The sequence below is a fragment of the Bacillus cereus genome (genome assembly GCF_002561295.1).
Classification (GTDB): domain Bacteria; phylum Bacillota; class Bacilli; order Bacillales; family Bacillaceae_G; genus Bacillus_A; species Bacillus_A cereus_S.
This window is the reverse complement of record NZ_NTUG01000071.1, coordinates 1-20283: the sequence shown is the minus strand read 5'-3', so window position 1 is coordinate 20283 and position 20283 is coordinate 1. Positions and strand designations below refer to the sequence as shown.

The window sequence follows — 20283 nt, the reverse complement described above, 5'->3', positions numbered from 1 at the left end:
CAATTGGGGTGCAGTTCATACTTGGTGTGTTTTATAATGCTGATAAAGCAAGTGGATACAATAATGTAAATAAAACAGAAAAGCTACCAAATCCGATTGCCGTATATCCAAGTGTTTTTGCTCCAAAGTTAACAGCCAGTAAGCCGATTAAAATGGAAAGGGAACCAAGGGTAACTGGATAAAATGCAATCGAGAATAAAGAAAGAAATAGTGCTACATAACCGATAACTGTACCAGTGTTTGTACCTTCTATTTCATTTGCGATTTCTTTACGTTTATGTCGAATCGGAAGATGCCCTGGCGAGATTTCAGCTGCATATTCTTCGTTTTTTTCACCACTTTTAAAATGATGTGTTCGTTTTTTTTGCATGTACATCCCTCTCTTTCAATTGGGTGTATCTTTATTATCTTTCATAAAGACGAGAACATGAGTATGAGTTATATCCAAGTAAAGCAAAATTTGGAGAATGCATAAGTCTGTTGCTATCTTGTCCATCTCCCCATGAAAATAAACAGGAATATAGGAAAATGATGTAGAAATGGAATGAATGAAAACAAGTGAAAGTAGGGGGAAATATGACAAAGTTCGATTGGCATAAATCAGCAGAAAAAAAATGGGATGATAATGCGGAATCTTGGAATCAAAATAGCAGGGAAATGTGGGATCATGGAAGTCGTAGTACGATTATCCCATTTTTTAAAAAATATGTAGAAAATGGTGTGGCAGTTCTAGATGTTGGCTGCGGCGATGGATATGGTACATATAAATTAAGTCTAGCCGGATATAAAGCGTGTGGTGTAGATTTATCTGAGCAAATGATTCAAAAGGGAAAGGAGCGCGGAGAAGGGCCTAATCTGTCATTTGTAAAAGGAGACCTTTCTTCATTGCCCTTTGAAAATGAACAGTTTCCAGCAATATTAGCAGTGAACTCATTAGAATGGACAGAGCAGCCGTTAGAGGCGTTAAGTGAGATAAAACGTGTTTTGAGTCCTGATGGCTATGCGTGCGTTGCGATTTTAGGTCCAACAGCAAAACCACGTGAAAATAGCTATCCTCGCTTATATGGAAAAGATGTTGTTTGTAATACGATGATGCCTTGGGAATTTGAAAAGCTTGCAGAGGAGCAAGGATTTCAAATCGTGGATGGTATAGGAGTATATAAACGAGGAGTAAGCGAAAAAATGCTCGGACAATTATCAGTAGAATTGCAGCAAGCATTAACATTTTTGTGGGTATTTATGCTGAAAAAATAATACTTGAAGAAATGTGCAAAATTTAGGAGGGAAATAAGTGCAGAAAATACAAAAAACTGATACAATATCAGCAGAACCAATTAAAGGGGGACTAGGGTATATGACAACTACTACAACAGTTAAATCCGATATTGAAATTGCACAAGAAGCAAGTATGAAGAAAATTCAAGAGGTTGCAGCGGAGTTAAACATTTTAGAAGAAGAACTAGAGCCTTATGGTCATTATAAAGGAAAATTATCTCTTGATATTTTTAAGCGCTTACAAACTGAAAAGGACGGAAAAGTTGTTTTAGTAACAGCGATTAACCCAACTCCAGCAGGAGAAGGTAAATCAACGGTAACAGTTGGTTTAGGTCAAGCTTTTAATAAAATTGGTAAAAAAGCAGTTATTGCACTTCGCGAACCATCTCTTGGACCAACAATGGGACTAAAAGGTGGAGCAGCAGGTGGAGGGTATTCACAAGTAGTACCAATGGAAGATATTAACCTTCACTTTACTGGTGATATTCATGCCATTACAACTGCAAATAACGCATTAGCAGCGTTTATCGATAACCATATTCAACAAGGAAATGTACTTAAGATTGATACACGAAAGATCATATGGAAGCGCTGTGTCGATTTAAATGACCGTGCACTTCGTAATGTAGTAATTGGTCTTGGTGGACCAGTTCAAGGTGTACCACGTGAAGACGGTTTTGATATTACAGTAGCATCTGAAATTATGGCTGTATTTTGCCTTGCGACAGATATTCAAGACTTAAAGATACGTCTATCTCGCATTGTAGTTGCTTATAATATGGATAACGAGCCTGTAACAGTTAAAGATTTAGGTGTAGAGGGAGCATTAACACTTCTATTAAAAGATGCGTTAAAGCCGAACTTAGTACAAACATTAGAAAATACACCAGCAATTATTCACGGCGGACCATTTGCTAATATTGCTCACGGTTGTAACAGCGTTATCGCTACAACAATGGCAGCAAAATTAGGTGATTATGTCATTACAGAATCTGGTTTTGGCGCGGACTTAGGTGCTGAGAAATTTTTAGATATTAAAGCACGTGCAGCAGGTATTAAACCAGAAGCAGTCGTTATCGTTGCAACAATTCGTGCGCTTAAAATGCACGGCGGTGTAGCGAAAGATCAGTTGAAAGAAGAAAATGTAGATGCATTAGCAAAAGGAATGGAAAACTTACAAAAACACGTTGAAACAATTCAAACGTTCGGTGTTCCATTCGTAATCGCAATTAACAAATTCATTACAGATACAGAAGCAGAAGTTGCATACTTACAAGAGTGGTGTAACGAGCGTGGCTACGAAGTATCCTTAACGGAAGTTTGGGAAAAAGGTGGCCAAGGCGGTGTAGACCTCGCTGAGAAAGTATTAAAAGTAATCGAAAAAGGTGACAATAAGTACGCGCCACTTTATGATTTAGAATTACCATTAGAAGAAAAAATCCGTACAATTGCTCAAAAAGTATACGGTGCAAAAGATATTGAATTTGCTCCGAAAGCACGTAAGCAATTGGCTCAATTTACAGGAGAAGGTTGGAGTAACCTACCAGTGTGTATGGCAAAAACACAATATTCTCTTTCTGATGATGCAACAAAATTAGGTCGACCATCTGACTTTATTGTTACAATTCGTGAACTGAAACCATCTATCGGTGCAGGATTTATTGTAGCGTTAACAGGAACAATGTTAACAATGCCAGGTCTTCCAAAACAACCAGCTGCACTTCAAATGGATGTAAATGAAGATGGAAAAGCAGTAGGTTTATTCTAAAAGGTTGTAATTCATCTCATTTATCTGTAAACTATATATACATCAAGTGGCGCCTTTCCATCGAAAGGCGCCTGTTTTTTGGAGGAAGTTATGTTTGATCCAACTGCTTTTGATAACTTAAAAGTGATCGTTGAAGGAGCTGTCTACGATTTTGATTTACATGGGGATATTCTTGTAACAGATCGGAAAGATATGATGGACCTTGCATCATTGAGTCGTATATACAATATTTCATTTCAATTAAATGAGCCATTTGAAACGGCAGTAGAAGCGACATTTTCCTTATCTGTAGATGCGAAGAATTTGTCAGGTGAGATATTGGAAGTACCTCAGTTTATACCGGGATGTGAAATGAAACTAGGGTTTACATTTCTGCTGAAATACCCAGAAACAGATTGCCGAGAAATTGAAGATTTACTGCAATCTATTTGGGGAAAAGAGCGAATGATTACACAACAAATTTCATACGAATATAATAAGCAAGCGATTTCATATCATAATAAGGTAGAAGTTCTATTTCAAAAAGCGATTACAGAAGACCATGTTGATGATTTAATAGCTGTTATTTCTCACATGATAGAAACGGTGCGAGCAATACAACATTTTCTTCAAAAATAGAGATAAAGGAGAAAAACAAATGATAAAAGATATGCAACCATTTTTGCAACAAGCTTGGGAGAAGGCTGGTTTTAAAGAGTTTACTGAAATTCAAAAACAAGCAATTCCAACGATTTTAGAAGGACAAGACGTTATAGCTGAATCTCCAACTGGAACAGGAAAAACATTAGCGTACTTATTACCACTTTTACATAAAATTAATCCTGAAGTGAAACAACCACAAGTTGTAATCCTGGCGCCAACACGTGAACTTGTTATGCAAATTCATGAAGAGGTTCAAAAGTTTACAGCAGGAACAGATATTTCAGGAGCCTCTTTAATTGGTGGCGCGGATATTAAGCGCCAAGTGGAAAAGTTAAAGAAACACCCAAAAGTAATTGTTGGTTCACCAGGACGTATTTTAGAATTAATCCGCATGAAAAAGTTGAAAATGCATGAAGTGAAAACAATTGTATTTGATGAGTTTGATCAAATCGTAAAACAAAAAATGGTTGACGCTGTGCATGATGTTATTAAAGCTACAATGCGCGATCGTCAATTAGTATTCTTCTCTGCAACGATGACAAAAGACGCAGAAGAAGTGGCGCGTGATTTTGCAGTAGAGCCACAAGTAGTTCGTGTAAAACGTACAGAAACGAAAAGCTTAGTGGAGCACACATATATCGTTTGTGAGCGTCGTGAAAAAAATGATTACGTAAGAAGAATTATGCATATTGGCAATGTAAAAGCAGTAGCCTTTTTAAATGATCCATATCGCTTAGATGAGATTGCTGAAAAGTTAAGGTATCGTAAGATGAAGGCTTCAGCACTTCATGCAGAAGCAAGTAAACAAGAGCGTGAAGCGACGATGCGTGCATTCCGTCAAGGAAAGTTAGAAATTTTACTTGCAACTGATATCGCTGCACGCGGACTAGATATTGATGATCTAACACACGTAATTCATTTAGAATTACCAGATACATTAGATCAATATATTCATCGTTCAGGTCGCACGGGACGTATGGGGAAAGAAGGAACGGTTGTTTCTCTTGTTACACCACAAGAAGAGCGTAAACTACTGCAGTTTGCAAAAAAATTAGGCATTCAATTTACAAAGCAAGAAATGTTTAAAGGTACTTTTGTAGAGTCAAAACCGAAAGCACCAAAGAAAAAGAAACCAGCGTTTACTGGGAAAAAAAAGCCTAGATAATGTGAAGTTTCCATTAATAGTGGAATAAAAAAGACGTGCCTGCATGTATAAAGCAGTCACGTCTTTTATTTTTGGCAGAGAGTTAATAAATTGAGAGTTTCATTCATTGGTGAAGTATCTAATTCCAAAGAAGTCCTCCACTTCAAGCAACACGTAAGAATGTTAAGTGATGTGTAGTTCACTAGTAGTTTTTAAAAAGAAGGAACCTTTCTCAATAGCAGTTTCTATATAACCGACGATTTGGTTAAATGTAAACACTTGTAAGTCTGCATGTAAATCTTGCTCCGGATACAGCATATCATCAAAGATAAATTTTTTGAAAGTTAGAACGTTTTCTTCAGTCACTTCCTCGATCTTTGGTATATTTGCTTTTTGATTAAGAATAGAAAGAAATTGCTGCTCTTTATCGTAATGATGTAATAGTTTAGCATTCAATAATTTAAAATCGTTATGATATAGGGATAGAATTGTTTTGTCATGCTCGATTCTATTTTGGAGCCAAGGAAGAAAAAATCCGTTCAACCAATTGTCATCAGCGATAAGGTGTGTATAATAGCCTAAAATAAAGGGGGAGTCTATAAATGATCCATATTTACGAAGAAATGTATCATAATCGATTTTTCTCGTATAGTTTTTTGTAGTACCAGCGTAGAAATGGGACTTTTCTTTTTCAATTTTTGAATAAACTGCATCAGGAGCGACTCCACCGAGTAGGAAAGATGTTCGATCTTGAATGGATAATTTCTCTGCAATACCATCAGCGATAAGTAAGTGCATAATCCGTGATCCCACATATAACACCTCTATTTCATATCCAAAATGATTTTCCCCGTACTTTGTCTACTTTCGACCCACTCATGTGCTTTCCCTGCATCTTGCAAGGAAAACCGTTTACCAACTTTAATTTGCAGGCGACCATTCCGTAAATATTGAAACACTTGATCGGCGGTATGATGGAGCAAGTGAGGCTGCTCTTTGCGAGTTGTTCCAAAACTAAAGCCAAGAATGGAGCGGCAACTTGCATGTAAATCTTTTGTCTGGAATGTGCCGATCTCACCACTGGCATTCCCAAAGTGAACAAGACGCCCATAGTAAGCGAGACATTTTAAGCTTTTTTCTGATACTGAACCAGAAATGGAGTCTAAAATGATATTTGCACCTTCTCCATCAGTAAATTCATTTACTTTCTCTACAAAATCTTCATTCTGATAACAGATTACGTGGTCAGCACCAGCCTCTAAAACAATTTTTCTTTTTTCCTCTGTTCCGACTGTTCCGATAATCTTTCTAGCACCTGAAATTTTTGCTAATTGAATTGCAGTTGTACCAACCCCACCAGCAGCGGCATGAACAAGAACAGTTTCACCTTGTTGTAATCGAGCAACATTCGCAAGCAAGTTATAACTCGTAAAAGATACAACAGGACAAGCAGCTGCGGTTGTGAAGTCAACTTCATCAGGTAACACAAACGTAAGGTTTTCACTCGCGACAACATACTCAGCATAAGATCCATTCGAAGGAAAGGCGATTACCCGCTGTCCTACGCGAATATGTTTAACATCTGAACCGACTTGTTCGACAATTCCAGTTGCATCGATACCAGGGATAAATGGTAGTTTTCCATTACCTTTTTTCCCATAGCGAGATTTAATATCGGAAAAGTTGACGCTTGTTGCGATAACACGAATTAATATTTGCTCCTCTGTAATAGTCGGTATAGGTACCTCTGTATATTTCAACTTATCGGGACCACCAAATTCAGTTACAACAATAGCTTTCATCACATATCCCCCTAAAATAGATTCTATCTATTATTGTAATCATCTATCATAAAATGGAAAATTATATAATTGTTATGGTGAATTATAAGATAAGGTTATGAAGTAATTAATTTATTTATCTATATAAAAATCCATGTAAAAAAACGAACGAAATGTTCTTTACTTGCCAATATATAGTGTAAGACGAAGGAGGAATGATGAATGGACGACGAAATAGACTATTGCGATCTCATTGAACGTATTTTATCAGGGAATCAAGAAGCATACAGTGAACTGTATGATAAAACAATCCAAGATATCTATAGGACAGCCCATTTCTTGATAGAAGAAAAAACAGATGTAGATGATGTAGTTCAGGAAATATATATACAGTTGTATCAATCGCTTAGCAAATATAATCGAGAGAGACCTTTTCGGCCATGGCTAATGGGGCTTGCAATCAGGCAAATTCATTCATATAGGAGAAAAAGATGGATGCGTCTACGTATTGTAAAGAAAGCAGAAGAACAGAAGAAACCAATTGAACTCGATTTTTCTAGTGATGTTGTGAATAAAATTTCAAATCAAAAGCTTATTGCACTCATTCATAAATTACCTTACAAGTTGAAGCAAGTCATTATCTTACGGTATTTACACGATTACTCGCAGGAAGAAGTAGCGGATATTTTACATATTCCCATTGGAACGGTTAAATCGCGTATTCATGCAGCATTAAAGAAACTACGCCAGCAGGAGCAAGTAGAAGAAATCTTTTTAGGAGAGGTAGGAGAGATGAAATGAGTTTAGAGTATCGGGTAAGGGAATCGATTCAAGAAGAAGCAAAGAGAATTGTACCGCCACCTGAGTTGAAAGAAAAAGTAATGGTTCAAGTAAAAGTAAAGAGCAGAGGGAAAACGATGAAAAAACGTATGATTACAGGAGTACTTGCAGCGGCACTATTAATTCCAACGACTGGTTTTGCATATCAATCTATTATGGCCGATGGTATTTATGGTTCGTTTGAGAATTTGAAAAAACATGTAGGAAACGCAACAATTAAAGGGTATTTGCAGTTAGATGCGAAACTATCACAAGCAAAAGGAGAAATGGGACAAAAGGAATACGAAGAATTTACAAAGTATTTAAAAAAGCTTACAAATGCAAAACTTACATATGGAGATGCTAACGGTAACATCGATTATGATCAAGTATCAACAGTAAAAAAAGAGGAAATGAAAAAAATAATAATGACGCTACAGCCGTATTTTGACAAATTGAACGGGGATAAATCTAGTAAAGAAGTGTTAACTTCTAAAGAGTATGAACAGTATATAGAAGCGCTAATGACATACGAGAAAGTACAAGTGAAAATTAAATCAAGCGGACATGTAACGGTAGAAGAAGTTCCTGAAGCGTATAAAGAGGAATTTGTACAAGCGGATCAGTTTATGGAGTATGTAAATGGAAAGGTACAACAAATAAATTAAGAGTATGAAAAGAAGAGCCGTTGTATATAAAAAAGGCTCTTCTTTCTATTTACTATTTAAATTTTCTTACCGCATGTATCGCAACGCAGCCCTCACAAGAAGAATTACACCAATAAATAGCCTACCAAAGCCAACGACACTTAAAAATTGATTGTTGGGCTCTTTTGCGTTGTTTGTTAAATCCGAGACTCCCACAAATACACATCCAGAAGGTAGGAGAGGGAGGCTCGTATCATGTTAGCTTTCTTTTTTTATGAAACAATCTAAGAAGGAGTAACCAGCTATTATGTTTATTATTACGGAAAATGTTGTATTTAAAAGGATAGTAATAGTAGCTAAGTAGGGAAAGAAGTGTCCGAGGGGTGAAATGTATAACAGAGGTGAAAAACCAATCAATATTGAAGGAACGACAAGGCCTATAAATTTTGCTAGTTGAAATTTCCATACATGTTGATTTTTCTTGTGATGAATAAGCTGGCAGAAGCGCAGTACGCCACCGATGCAAAAGGGAAAAAATACAAAGAAAAATATTCGAGGATACATATGAAAGGATAGTTCAGCTTGTTGCTCTAAATAAAATTGGATTTTCCCTCCTGTAAATAGCAATATAACAATGAATAAAGTGAAACATAAGTATTTGATTATTTCTTTCATCGTTTCCCTCCTTTTTGTATATGTGTATTATTCAAAAAATATATTCAAAGAAAGAGGATATATGCTTGAAATAGAGCATATATCCTCGGGTGTTTTTTCACTTAGTTAGTAGTTGTTTTGTCCTTTTCTTGCTTTGTAAGATAATCGATAATTCCCATCGCGCTGATTTCCATATCTAGTTTTATCACATCATAAATAGAATGAGTTGCTGGTACGCCTTGCTGTGAAAGATGAGCAGAGACTTTTTCAAGTAATAAAGTATACAATTCATGACTTGCTATTTCAAAATCCTGATTTTTTTCAAACACTTGTTTTCCCGCTTCAACAAAGATAGGAAGCCAATACTCAAGCTGTGTATACACTTCAGAAACATGGGAGGATGCACCGTAATGCCCAAAGTAGATCAAGTCAACTTTCATATTTCGAATGCGATCTTTTGATGCCATCATCGCGTCTGGTTGAAACTGTGATGGAGATGTGGTTGGTAAATATAGTTCAACGCCAAGTTCAGCGAGTTCTCGATAATAAATACCAATCGTGTCACCTGTGAAAATGCCATTTGTTAAAGAATCATGGATACTAATATGGTGTTTGGCATGCCCTGGTGTATCATAAAATGTAAGCGTTCGATTTTCTGAAATTTGTAGTATGTCACCATCTTGTACAATATGAACGCGTTTTTCTGGAATAGGAAGGATTGGATTGAAGAGTTCATCAAAAGCATCGCCATATACAGCTTTGGCACCTTGGATTAATTTTGTAGGATCAATCATATGACGTGCGCCACGTGAATGGACGAATAGAGTAGCATTTGGGCACTCTTCCATCATTAAACCGGCGCTACCGGCATGATCAAGATGAACATGTGTGACAATGATGTTTTTAACATCTGCTAAGTCAATATGTAATTGTTGTAAACCATTTAGAATGTGCGGAAGAGAAGGAGCCGCACACGTTTCGATTAAAGTAACATCATCACCTAGTAAGACGTATGTACCTGTACGCTCGTTATGTTGTAAATCGTAATCATCAATGAGATATAACTGAGAGGATAATTGTTCAACTTTTTTCATATGAGTCACTCCTTATAGTCTAATGTTCTTTTATTATAAAATAAAAGACAGAAAACGAAAAATCGTTTTCTGCCTTTATGTAATGTTGTTATTTACTTTGTTCTTTACTAATTGACATAATAAAGAATCCGACAATACCACCAACTAGTGGAAGGAAAATCATTCCTGCAAGTGAAAAGTACTTGCTTAAAAATAGGCTATTTACATCGATAAACCATCCAGCAACAAATAATACCATCATGTATAATACGAAATAAAACTCGCGATTTGAAATCATTTCCCGTTGTGCAGTTTTCATTATCAACACCATCCTTTTTTCATTATAATGGAATTGAAAATGTCACAATTTAGAAGGTAAACTGTCACATTTTGTTCACAATTTAATTGTAAAACTTTCCAAGCTATTTGTCTAGTAGTTTGTGTCGAAATTTCGAACGAAAATAAAGCGCTCTCATTAGACGGGGAAGTTAAATACATATATGATAAAAATAAGTATGAAATAGTAGAGAGGAGAAGGTAAATATGACAGTTTATGATTTTTCTGCAAAAACAATTACAGGGGAAGAAAAATCGTTACGAGAGTATGAGGGGAAAGTTCTTCTCATTGTAAATGTCGCGAGTAAATGTGGATTTACATCGCAATATAAAGGATTGCAAGCTATCTATGAAAAGTATAAAGAACAAGGGCTTGAAATCTTAGGTTTCCCATGTAATCAATTTGGAGGGCAAGAACCAGGTACAGAAGTGGAGATAACAAGCTTTTGTGAATTGAATTACGGTGTATCCTTTCCGATGTTCGCTAAAATTGATGTGAAAGGTGATAGCGCACATCCGCTATATACATATATGACAGAGCAGGCACCGGGCATACTTGGTATGAAGGCAGTGAAGTGGAACTTTACAAAGTTCTTAATTGGGCGTGACGGGAAAGTGATTGATCGTTTTGCGCCTCAAACGAAGCCGGAAGAGTTGGAGAAGGAGATTGAGAAGGGATTGTAAAAAAAGAAGCTCGAATAGGAGCTTCTTTTTTTATGTATATTATCTTTCACATGCAACGCCATCGCCATCTCTGTCTAGTTTACGGCTATAGCCAGGTTGTCCACTATATAGAGGAGCTTTACCTGCATTTTTTACTTCTGTGCAATTTTTATATTGTACATTACTATTATTTTCAGCAGCAGGCTGTGCTTGCGAAGCAGCTTGTTGTTCTTGTTGCTTTTTAGTTTGTTCTTCAGCCTGACGCTTTTGGTCTTCTTGCTGTTTACGAGCTTGTTCCTCAGCTTGACGCTTTTGCTCTTCTTGTTGTTTTTGAGCCTGTTCTGCAGCTTGACGTTGCTGCTCTTCTTGCTGTTTTTGAGCTTGTTCTGCAGCTTGACGCTTTTCTTCTTCCTGTTTCTTTTGGGCTTGTGCCGCAGCCTGACGTTGTTGCTCTTCTTGTTGTTTTTTAGCTTGTGCCTCAGCTTGTCGCTTTTGTTCTTCTTCTAGTTTACGAGCCTTTTCTTCTGCTTCTTTCTTTTCGAGTTCTTCTTCTTTTTCTGCATCTTTTTTATTTGTTTTTTCAGCTGCAATTTTTTTATCTTTTGCTGTTACTTTTTCAGTAGAAGGAGTTGCGATATTAGCTAATACAACAAAAGTTATAAGTAAACCACCTGTAATTAAAAATTGTTTTTTTGCCATACCTGTTTTTTTTATGATAGATAAGATAGCTAAAACAAGGAAGAAAACAAATAAAATAAAACACACATAAGCGAAAAAGTTAACAATAGGATGCTTTGTTTCCGTGGTAGTTGTTGCGTGAATTAAAAACGAAATCATAAAGCAAAGAACAGCAGGTCTACCATATTTCATTGCTTTCCCATTTTTCTTAAAGAATGAAATGATACATAAGATTAGTAGAATAAGAGCTACTAAAAATGAAATTGTACTAATATTACTCCCAAACGCCATTTTTATACCTCAAATTGTAAGATTTTCTCTATTGATTATATAGGAATATATTAGAAATTACATATTTTCTGTCAAAGTAAGAAAATTTTATTTTTTCGATAGATTATAAATTAAATTTCCTTATATAAAGAAAAACAGATATAAGTACTATTACTTTTTTATAAGAAATTCATAGATTAATAGTAACTCGTCTGAAAGGGGGGTTCTAATGGACTTACAATTGTTAGTGACGTGTATTTTAGAAGAAAACGGAGCTTTCTTCTTAGTAACAAAAGTAGATGATATTATCACGTTAAAAATACCAATCACAGCAAACTTAGCAGCGTTATTTTTAGTGTTAGGAGTTCCAAGATGCGAGTAGTTTTCTAATCTAATAGATAGACGGGATTATTTCTCGTCTATCTATTAAAAGTGATAATTTTATTATGTAAACAAGTTGAATTGCATGGAAAGCACACCCTTAATATTATGAAAAACGATTCAGCATTTTTTATAGTGTCTATATTTTATAAAACAAATAGCAGGATATTTAGTCGTTATTGAGGGGAAACACTCATTATTATGTATTTCATATGAAAATACGTATTGATAATGACGCAACTCTTATTAGAACTAAAGGTTCACATATAATCGCAAATATCTTTTTTAGGCTTTCGTAAATCGCTTATCAAGGAAAATAAAGCACCGATTCCTATAATAATTAAAAAATAAGGCAGTATATATCATCAGTTAATGTAGTCACTCCTAGTAATTGAATAATTTCATTATATATGAATTACTCTTTTGGTAAGAATATCGATGGACAAAGTTTTTGGGTGCTTTTATAGCTTAGATACGGCAGTAGGAATCTTTTCGCTTGAGATAGGAGAAGAACAATTACTCAAACGAATAATTTCTAGTATAGGCAATGTTGATGCAACTAAAATAAAAAATTCTAAGAAACTTTACAATATTAGAAACTGGGGAAATATCAGCCAAGCAATGGGATTGATTAATAATTTCCCATTGGAAATATGCGATAAAGTTAATGTAACCATACAAGATTATTTGTATTACTTGAGTGGTTGAGAAATTTAATAAAAATATTATTTGAATTGTAAATGTGAGTAGCATTAGTAAGAACTTCGTACGTTACTAAAAAAAATAGATGTTACAATTCTACTTTCCCCTAAAAATAAATAGCTTTGATTAAGGTTGAGTTATATTTGTTGTAACACAACTTGCTTGGAAGTTGTCACTGAATATAACTGTACCTTGACCAGTAAATGGTACTCTAATAACTAGATTCTTACTAGTAAAATCAAATTCTGTTTCTAGAGCATACTCTCCGCAATCAACGGAAGAAGATATAAGTGTGCGAGATGAAATATTATAAATAAGGGTTAAGTAAAGTGGCTGAATTAATCCTGTTACAGTACAAGTCATTCTATTTACACCTCCTATTCTTCTTACTATTAATAGGGAATGCAAATGGGGTTTGGTTGTATCATAGCTGAATGTCCTATTTGTGAATTGGAGGAAATTAAAAGAGCAGCTAGCAAAAGCTAACTGCACGGTTCGCATTGATAACCTTCGATTCAGTTATACATTTATAAGTTTGTTTGGTTACAAGAACAACTACACTTGTTACACAGCTTACAAGTATGACATTTTTCCTTGTTATCACAACAATCACATATATTGCAACAATCTTCGCAGTTTTGGTTATTCTCTTTATCATTACAGCAAATACAGAACGTTTTCACACCGGCTAAAATAAAAGTAGTAGAACCTGAGCCTAAATTGGTAATACTTAAACGTTCTAAATTCTCTACTTGTATGCTACGTCTACTTGAAAGGCCTAAGCTAGGGGAAGGGTCAACGATAACTGTAATTGGAGTATTGCAATCTCTGGTTTTAATTGATACAGCTACTTGCTGAGCAGTAGAACGTAATTCTAATAAAGCCTTATTGTGATTACAAGTGAAATCTTCAAAAAAGATCTGAGTAGAACCCGCTGGTAATGTATTTGAAATATTATTTAGTTGGTGTGTGCCAATAAAGCACTCGTTTATTTGAGTACGGTTAGAAAACAAGTTTGATTTTTTGGACAATCTATTGAAGTCTTCTTTTTCCTCACAACAAATACAAAACGTTTTTTGCATAATTATTTGAATTGCTGCTGCAGGACCGCTAAGGCTTTTTACAACTAATTTTTTAAAATTCTCTACTTGAAATGCCCTTATAGCAGATGGAGCGATGACAGCTGTAATTGGTTTATTGCATCCTCTTGTTTGAATAGTTACTTCAATAGTTTGGGCTGTGTCACCGCTTGATACATCAGGATCCATAGATGTTAATATTAGTAATGTTTTATTATGATTACAAGTAACATCTTCAATAACAGTTTGTTCTGCACTACCTTCCCAAACGAATGTACTATTGAAAAGTGAATGAGTATCAATAAAACACTGTTGGGGAGCATGAATATCAGAATTAACTTTAAAATCATGTTTGCAACTTGTAGAACCGCATGAATGTGATTTTACTTTTGGTGGTAAGTATGGGCATGGCAAAGGTGGATCGCCAGAAAAATAATTCATAAGTTTTACCTCTTCTCTGTTAAGACTCGGATATGTATTATTGTATGCTTTAGATATTTTCCTTGCATTGGTATTTACCTATTTTAAGGCGGTATTGGGGACAAAATAGGTTTTCTAATCTTTAGTGTACAAATTTCTCAGAATGATGATGTAATCTCAATAAAGAAGATTGAACAAAATAATCCTTTTAACCTCGAATAGAGGATTAACACATGTAAAGTCCTTTAGCATGTCCCCAAGTTGGAAAATCAGTGTAAGAAAAAGACCTCGTATAGAGGATTGAAGATGCTATTGAAAGACTAGAGTATGAGCAAGAGCGAAGTTGCTTTGAGATGGGTATTTGAAAGCGTGAACCGTTTAAAAGGTGATGAGCGTCAAATTATAGTAGAAAGATTAGGATCCAGATATTTGGTTAGACCTTGAGGAGGGAAAACTAAGTATTATAAAATAAAAGAGCCATAAATGCTTGTTATAAAAGCATTTATGGCTCTTTTGTGATTTTTATATTTTACAATATGAACGCTATTAAAACTGCTCATTCTTCTCCCAAGACTCTACAATATAATGCGCAATTGTCGGATTAAATCCTTTTCCAACTAAAAACATTATCGCAGCAACCTCTGTCATAGCATGTTTGTGAGAGGTATGTTTTGCTTCATGCATTCCGTACTCTACCCATGGTTTTACGAAGTCTAGCACAGGTTTCTTTAAAGGTAAAAATTGTGTGCCAACAACTTGCTGGATTTGTTGTTGTGTTGGTTCAGTGGGAATAGATGTAATAGGACCTGGCGGTAAGATTTGTGGTTGGGTTGGATCTAATGTTGGTGCAGGTGGTGAAACACGCGGATCCTGGTATGGTTGATACATTTGTGGTTGCTGATAAGGGAAATGTTGAACTGCGTATGAGTTTCCGTTGTATGGAGTTTCTTGAAATTGCTGAGCTAAGTACGGGTTTTGTTGGTACTGATTTTCTTGCGCTACGTATGGATGTTGGTGGTGTTGAACTTCTTGCGTGTTTTGTGCTAAGTATGAATGCTGTTGATGTTGAAACTCCTGTTGTTGTGGCTCGTTGTCTTCAAATTGTTGTTCTCGATATTGCTGTTCTTGATTTTGAGGATAGTATGGTTGCTGCGGGTAAGGATGTTGATTATTATAGAACATTTTATTTCCTCCCTCATGATAGTCAATACAACATAGTGTATGGGCGGACAAGAAAATATGTGATGAAAAAATGTAGGCGTGTTACAATAAGAAACTGGGTGAAGATAAATGAAAAAACGAGAACAAATACAAAAAACAATTGATTTTGTAAAACATATTTTAGAAAAGGATGCCAGTGGACATGATTGGTACCATATTGAACGTGTACATAAATTAGCGATTTCTTTGTCTGAAAAAGAAGGTGGGAATCGTTTTGTAATTGAGATGGCAGCTTTACTTCATGATGTGGCAGATGAGAAGTTAAATGAAAGTGAAGAAGCTGGTATGAAAAAGGTTTCTGATTGGTTAGAAGGATTAGCTGTTGCGGAAGAAGAAAAGGAACATATCCTCCATATTATTGCGAATATGTCATATAAAGGTGGACATGGTGGCAATATAGAAACTTTAGAAGGAAAAATTGTTCAAGATGCTGATCGATTAGATGCACTTGGTGCGATTGGTATTGCTCGTACGTTTGCTTACGGCGGTGCAAAAGGTCGTTTAATGTATGACCCGAATATTCCACCCCGTGAAGTAATGACGAAAGAAGAGTATCGAAAAAATAACGATCCCTCATTAAATCATTTTTATGAAAAGCTTTTGAAGTTGAAAGATTTAATGAATACAGAAGCTGCAAAAAAAGAGGCTGAAGTTCGTCATCACTATATGGAAGACTTTATCGAACAATTTATGAAAGAGTGGAATGCACAAATATGAAAATGCTAACAGTAGAAAACGTATCAAAATCATATGGGGATAAACCATTATTTGATGGATTATCATTTAGTATTGCAGAGGGACAACGTGCAGGGATTATTGGTGTAAACGGTACAGGGAAATCTACATTATTAAAAATTATTGCAGGAATAGAGATTCCTGATACAGGTGATATGACGCATACGCGTGGTTATACAATTAGCTATTTATCCCAGCAACCAGATTTTAATGAAAATTTAACAGTGCTTGAGCAAGTGTTCCACGGTGATACACCGCTTATTCGCCTTCTTCGTGAATACGAACAAGCACTATTAAATATAGAAAAAGACCCAAGTAATGAAAAAGTGCAGGAGAAACTATTTGCAGTGCAGCAACGTATGGATGCGATGAATGCATGGGAAGCAAATGCGAATGCAAAATCACTTTTAACGAAGCTAGGTATTACGGACTTCACAGCAACTGTTGGGAACTTATCTGGTGGACAAAAGAAACGTATTGCAATGGCGCAGTGCTTTATTGAAACGCCGGATTTATTAATATTAGATGAGCCAACCAACCATCTTGATCATGAAACCGTAGAATGGCTAGAAGAGTACTTGGCACGTTATACAGGAGCTGTTTTACTTGTAACGCATGATCGTTATTTCTTAGACCGTGTTACCAATCGCATTTTTGAACTAGATAATGGAAATCTGTATAGCTATGAAGGAAACTATAGTACATTTTTAGAAGCAAAGGCACTTCGTGAGGAACAAGAGTTAGCGCAAGAATCAAAACGTCAAAACTTATATCGCCGCGAGCTTGCTTGGATTCGTCGTGGCGCAAAAGCTCGTTCAACAAAACAAAAAGCACGTATTCAGCGTTTTGAAGAATTAAAAGAACAAGAAGGTCCAGCAGCGAAGCAATCTGTCGATATTTCACTGAGCGGGAGTCGTTTAGGTAAGAAAGTGCTTGAATTAAAAGATGTAACAAAGAGATTTGGTGAGAAAACAGTATTACATAATTTTAATCATATTGTGAAACCAGGCGATCGAATTGGTATTATTGGGGCGAATGGTAGCGGGAAATCATCTTTATTAAATATGCTTGCAGGCAAATTATTACCTGACAGTGGTGAAATTGAAGTTGGCCAAACTGTGAAAGTTGCTTATTATACGCAAGAAAATGAAGATATGAACTTAAATCAACGTATGATTGAATATATTAAAGAAATTGCAGAAGTCATTCATACAACAGATGGTAAAGTCATTGGAGTATCCCAAATGCTTGAGCGTTTCTTATTCCCGCCGCATTCACATGGAACACCACTTGGTAAACTATCAGGTGGTGAAAGAAGACGTTTGTATTTATTACGCCTTTTAATGGGGGAGCCAAATGTACTTCTATTAGATGAGCCGACCAACGATCTCGATACACAAACGTTAACAGTACTAGAAGACTATTTAGAAGATTTCCCAGGTGTCGTTCTGACTGTATCACATGATCGCTACTTCTTAGATAAAGTAGTAGATGAATTATTTATCTTTACTGGCGGAGGAGAAGTCAGTGAGTTTTTAGGAAGCTATAGTGATTATTTAGAGATGCAAAAAACAAAAGAAATAATAGAAAAAGCAGAAGTGCAAAAAGAAAAGCTAGTGGAAGAGGCCCCGAAACAACAACGTAAACGTAAACTTTCCTATCACGAACAACGTGAATGGGAAACGATTGAAGATACGATTGCAGGGCTTGAAGAGAAACTTGAAACGATTGGAGAAGAACTTGCAAATGTAGGTTCTGATTTTACAAAGGCCCAAGAGCTTTCAGAAGCGCAGCAGCAAACGGAAGAAGAGTTAGAAAAGGCGATGGAACGCTGGAGTGAACTATCTGACATCGTTGAAGGTTTAAAATAAAAACAAGCTGCATATATTGAAATGTAAAGAGAAAAACTTTACACTATTGGTAGAACCTATTTTAGGAGGTAAAAAATGAGAACATCTAATCCAATGTTGAAAAAAGAAACCTTTCGTAAACAAGGAGCAAGTGCGTCTGCGATGACAATTGGTGGAGCTGTAGGCAAAACATTTATTATGCTTGCCTTGCTTCTTGCAACGTCTGTCTATTCATACATACAGATGTACACTGGGAAAATGCAAATGCCGGTTTTAATTGGAGCATTAATTGTGGCTGCAATTATCGCATTTGCGGCTATATTCTTCCCGAAAATGGCGCCTGTTACGGCACCTATTTATGCAGCAGTTGAAGGGATTGTTTTAGGAAGTATTTCAGCAGTATATGCGCTTCGTTTTGACAATTCTATTATTTTAAATGCTGTATTACTAACAATTTCAATTTTATTTGCAATGTTAGTTTTATACGCAACTCGCGCTGTGAAGGTAACAGATAAATTCCGCACAGGTGTAATGGCTGCAACGTTTGGAATTTTGATTATGTATTTAATCGTTTTCCTATTAAACATGTTTGGTGTTACTGTTCCGTATATTCACCAAGGCGGGACAATTGGTATCATTATTAGTGCAGTTGTAATTGTAGTAGCTGCATTAAATCTATTACTAGACTTTGATTTAATCGAAAATGGTGCACGTAGTGGAGCTCCAAAATATATGGAGTGGTACAGTGCAATGGGTCTAATGATGACATTAGTATGGTTGTACTTAGAAATTCTTCGTTTTGTATCTTACTTTACGAAAAATGACTAATTGAAAAAATCCTGCATGTTTGAAACATGCAGGATTTTTTTATGTTTTTTTAGATTCAAAGTAAATGTTGCTTGTAGTGCAGGAAGAGTTTATTTTAAATGGTATAATATGGATAATGAGAGTGGTGCAAATTATGAATGAATAGCAGGAGGGAAGCGGTTATGATGAAAGAAAAGAAAAGTCTACTAAAAAAACTATTAGGAAAGAGCTTTTTTATTGAATTAGACGACGCATTGACTCATCCATCTACTGAAATTATTTGTATGGCTATTGAAGCATATGCTGCTGAATCTAAGGAAAAACTAGAATTCAAAAGTAAAGTAAAACCGATTACTTTTTATTTAGAAAATACACTGTATCAAGTTGACATACGGATGGCTCGCGGAGGATATTACATATCTTGCAGTGAGGTCTAAGTGAAATAATGAAGTGTAAACATTTTAAGAAATTTTGCATGTTTGAAACATGCAGAATTTCTTTTTTTATTTTATTAGATTCAAAGTGTTTATTTCTTTTTAGAAATGCAGCGTTTTACATTTTTTACCTATCTTCTATTTTTTTCTACAATAAAGAAAAAATGTGAGGTGGTATAAAAATGATGAATCGAGTTGTATTAATTGGAAGGTTGACAAAAGATCCAGAACTACACTACACAAAGCAAGGAATTGCCTATGCACGTATATGTGTTGCGGTAAATAGAGGGTTTCGAAATAGCCTAGGAGAGCAGCAAGCAGACTATATTTATTGCGTCGTTTGGAGAAAATCAGCTGAGAATGTATCAGAGTATTGCCAAAAGGGGTCGTTAGTTGGAATTACAGGTCGTATTCATACGAGTAACTATGAGAATGAACAGGGGAAGAGGGTGTATAAAACTGAGGTTGTGATTGAAAGAATTACATTTTTGGAGCGGAAGAAAGAGGAGGCATCACATTAAAATCAAAAAATATAAGTGAAAGAACTGTATCTTATAAAATGGATATTCTTAATAAAAATCAAACACTAAAAAGGTGGTTTCGGTAGCATATCGGAACCATCTTTTTAGTGTTTTTGAATGTTGTATAAAACGAACAGTCTGAATTTCTATTTTAATTTACATACATCTTAATGAGGGTCTAACCCGGAATAGGTCTTAAGTCTGATTGGAAAACGGTTCTTAAGCTCGTTATGGGAATTTTAAAAAATAGTTAAGATAAGAGTATCAAATCGAAGGGAGGCAAGCACAAGATGAAACAATTTCTAGCGTTTATCGCAGCCGGTATTTTGGCTTTAATTGTTCTTGGTAGTCTTGCTGGTATTATAGGCTTTGCAATTGGAGCA

Annotated in this window: 23 protein-coding genes and 2 pseudogenes; 15 read left to right on the top strand and 10 right to left on the bottom strand. The window is 35.6% G+C overall.

Annotation, left to right across the window (positions count from 1 at the left end; all coding sequences use genetic code 11):
* Positions 1-31: 31 nt before the first annotated feature.
* Positions 32-370, bottom strand: coding sequence for a hypothetical protein (locus CN373_RS24580; protein WP_001170115.1), 339 nt, complete (start codon positions 368-370; stop codon positions 32-34).
* 206 nt (positions 371-576) lie between these two features.
* On the opposite strand from CN373_RS24580, the gene CN373_RS24575 reads away from it, so the two are divergent.
* From CN373_RS24575 to CN373_RS24560, 4 genes are all read left to right on the top strand, one after another.
* Positions 577-1254, top strand: coding sequence for a class I SAM-dependent methyltransferase (locus tag CN373_RS24575; RefSeq protein ID WP_000159932.1), 678 nt, complete (start codon positions 577-579; stop codon positions 1252-1254).
* 100 nt (positions 1255-1354) lie between these two features.
* Positions 1355-3043 (top strand): formate--tetrahydrofolate ligase, encoded by a 1689-nt coding sequence (locus CN373_RS24570; protein ID WP_098360355.1) that lies wholly within the window; start codon positions 1355-1357, stop codon positions 3041-3043.
* Positions 3044-3133: 90 nt separating this feature from the next.
* Positions 3134-3661: a hypothetical protein gene (locus CN373_RS24565; protein ID WP_000460228.1), complete on the top strand. Its 528-nt coding sequence runs from the start codon at positions 3134-3136 to the stop codon at positions 3659-3661.
* 19 nt (positions 3662-3680) lie between these two features.
* Complete coding sequence (locus tag CN373_RS24560) at positions 3681-4850, top strand: DEAD/DEAH box helicase (protein ID WP_098360354.1); 1170 nt, start codon at positions 3681-3683, stop codon at positions 4848-4850.
* A 162-nt stretch (positions 4851-5012) separates the two neighbouring features.
* Here CN373_RS24560 and CN373_RS24555 read toward each other — a convergent pair whose 3' ends face one another.
* Together CN373_RS24555 and CN373_RS24550 are read right to left on the bottom strand one after the other, a co-directional pair.
* Positions 5013-5642 carry a zinc dependent phospholipase C family protein gene (locus CN373_RS24555; RefSeq protein WP_098360353.1) on the bottom strand — a complete coding sequence of 210 codons (630 nt, stop codon included), beginning with the start codon at positions 5640-5642 and terminating at the stop codon, positions 5013-5015.
* A gap of 11 nt (positions 5643-5653) precedes the next feature.
* Entirely contained in the window at positions 5654-6631 is a 978-nt protein-coding gene (locus CN373_RS24550; RefSeq protein ID WP_098360352.1) for a quinone oxidoreductase family protein, read from the bottom strand.
* A 201-nt stretch (positions 6632-6832) separates the two neighbouring features.
* Here CN373_RS24550 and CN373_RS24545 point away from each other — a divergent pair, with 201 nt between their 5' ends.
* Both CN373_RS24545 and CN373_RS24540 read left to right on the top strand, forming a co-directional pair.
* Positions 6833-7411: a sigma-70 family RNA polymerase sigma factor gene (locus tag CN373_RS24545; protein WP_098360351.1), complete on the top strand. Its 579-nt coding sequence runs from the start codon at positions 6833-6835 to the stop codon at positions 7409-7411.
* Entirely contained in the window at positions 7408-8097 is a 690-nt protein-coding gene (locus tag CN373_RS24540) for a DUF3600 domain-containing protein (protein ID WP_098360350.1), read from the top strand. The genes CN373_RS24545 and CN373_RS24540 overlap by 4 nt, the downstream gene beginning before the upstream one ends.
* A gap of 237 nt (positions 8098-8334) precedes the next feature.
* Here CN373_RS24540 and CN373_RS24535 read toward each other — a convergent pair whose 3' ends face one another.
* From CN373_RS24535 to CN373_RS24525, 3 genes are all read right to left on the bottom strand, one after another.
* A complete protein-coding gene (locus CN373_RS24535; RefSeq protein ID WP_098360349.1) occupies positions 8335-8751 on the bottom strand; it encodes a hypothetical protein in 417 nt (138 codons plus the stop codon).
* Between the two features lie 101 nt (positions 8752-8852).
* Positions 8853-9824: an MBL fold metallo-hydrolase gene (locus tag CN373_RS24530; RefSeq protein ID WP_000755014.1), complete on the bottom strand. Its 972-nt coding sequence runs from the start codon at positions 9822-9824 to the stop codon at positions 8853-8855.
* Between the two features lie 88 nt (positions 9825-9912).
* The gene (locus CN373_RS24525; RefSeq protein ID WP_098360348.1) at positions 9913-10122 is read right to left on the bottom strand and encodes a DUF3925 family protein; all 210 of its coding nucleotides are present in this window, start codon (positions 10120-10122) and stop codon (positions 9913-9915) included.
* A 224-nt stretch (positions 10123-10346) separates the two neighbouring features.
* Between CN373_RS24525 and CN373_RS24520 the strand changes: the two genes are divergently transcribed.
* The gene (locus CN373_RS24520) at positions 10347-10823 is read left to right on the top strand and encodes a glutathione peroxidase (protein WP_098360347.1); all 477 of its coding nucleotides are present in this window, start codon (positions 10347-10349) and stop codon (positions 10821-10823) included.
* Positions 10824-10862: 39 nt separating this feature from the next.
* Here the strand turns inward: CN373_RS24520 and CN373_RS24515 are convergent, their stop codons facing one another.
* A complete protein-coding gene (locus CN373_RS24515; RefSeq protein ID WP_098360346.1) occupies positions 10863-11771 on the bottom strand; it encodes an excalibur calcium-binding domain-containing protein in 909 nt (302 codons plus the stop codon).
* Between the two features lie 208 nt (positions 11772-11979).
* Here CN373_RS24515 and CN373_RS24510 point away from each other — a divergent pair, with 208 nt between their 5' ends.
* Complete coding sequence (locus CN373_RS24510; protein WP_000365672.1) at positions 11980-12132, top strand: hypothetical protein; 153 nt, start codon at positions 11980-11982, stop codon at positions 12130-12132.
* A 464-nt stretch (positions 12133-12596) separates the two neighbouring features.
* A pseudogene (locus CN373_RS24505) lies at positions 12597-12815 on the top strand (DnaB-like helicase C-terminal domain-containing protein); the annotation flags it as partial.
* A 144-nt stretch (positions 12816-12959) separates the two neighbouring features.
* Here CN373_RS24505 and CN373_RS24500 read toward each other — a convergent pair.
* From CN373_RS24500 to CN373_RS24490, 3 genes are all read right to left on the bottom strand, one after another.
* The gene (locus tag CN373_RS24500; RefSeq protein WP_000128524.1) at positions 12960-13196 is read right to left on the bottom strand and encodes a hypothetical protein; all 237 of its coding nucleotides are present in this window, start codon (positions 13194-13196) and stop codon (positions 12960-12962) included.
* A gap of 164 nt (positions 13197-13360) precedes the next feature.
* Positions 13361-14353 (bottom strand): hypothetical protein, encoded by a 993-nt coding sequence (locus CN373_RS24495; protein ID WP_098360345.1) that lies wholly within the window; start codon positions 14351-14353, stop codon positions 13361-13363.
* Between the two features lie 525 nt (positions 14354-14878).
* Positions 14879-15514: a hypothetical protein gene (locus tag CN373_RS24490; protein ID WP_098360344.1), complete on the bottom strand. Its 636-nt coding sequence runs from the start codon at positions 15512-15514 to the stop codon at positions 14879-14881.
* A gap of 108 nt (positions 15515-15622) precedes the next feature.
* On the opposite strand from CN373_RS24490, the gene CN373_RS24480 reads away from it, so the two are divergent.
* From CN373_RS24480 to CN373_RS24455, 6 genes and pseudogenes are all read left to right on the top strand, one after another.
* Positions 15623-16270 carry an HD domain-containing protein gene (locus CN373_RS24480; protein ID WP_000745501.1) on the top strand — a complete coding sequence of 216 codons (648 nt, stop codon included), beginning with the start codon at positions 15623-15625 and terminating at the stop codon, positions 16268-16270.
* Positions 16267-18159 carry an ABC-F family ATP-binding cassette domain-containing protein gene (locus CN373_RS24475; RefSeq protein WP_098360343.1) on the top strand — a complete coding sequence of 631 codons (1893 nt, stop codon included), beginning with the start codon at positions 16267-16269 and terminating at the stop codon, positions 18157-18159. Before CN373_RS24480 ends, CN373_RS24475 begins: the two co-directional genes overlap by 4 nt.
* Before the next feature lie 75 nt (positions 18160-18234).
* Complete coding sequence (locus CN373_RS24470; protein ID WP_098360342.1) at positions 18235-18966, top strand: Bax inhibitor-1/YccA family protein; 732 nt, start codon at positions 18235-18237, stop codon at positions 18964-18966.
* Between the two features lie 161 nt (positions 18967-19127).
* Positions 19128-19382 (top strand): DUF4318 domain-containing protein, encoded by a 255-nt coding sequence (locus tag CN373_RS24465; RefSeq protein ID WP_098360341.1) that lies wholly within the window; start codon positions 19128-19130, stop codon positions 19380-19382.
* Positions 19383-19561: 179 nt separating this feature from the next.
* The gene (locus CN373_RS24460) at positions 19562-19900 is read left to right on the top strand and encodes a single-stranded DNA-binding protein (protein ID WP_098360340.1); all 339 of its coding nucleotides are present in this window, start codon (positions 19562-19564) and stop codon (positions 19898-19900) included.
* A gap of 290 nt (positions 19901-20190) precedes the next feature.
* Positions 20191-20283 (top strand): annotated as a pseudogene (locus CN373_RS24455) (flagellar basal body rod protein); the annotation flags it as partial.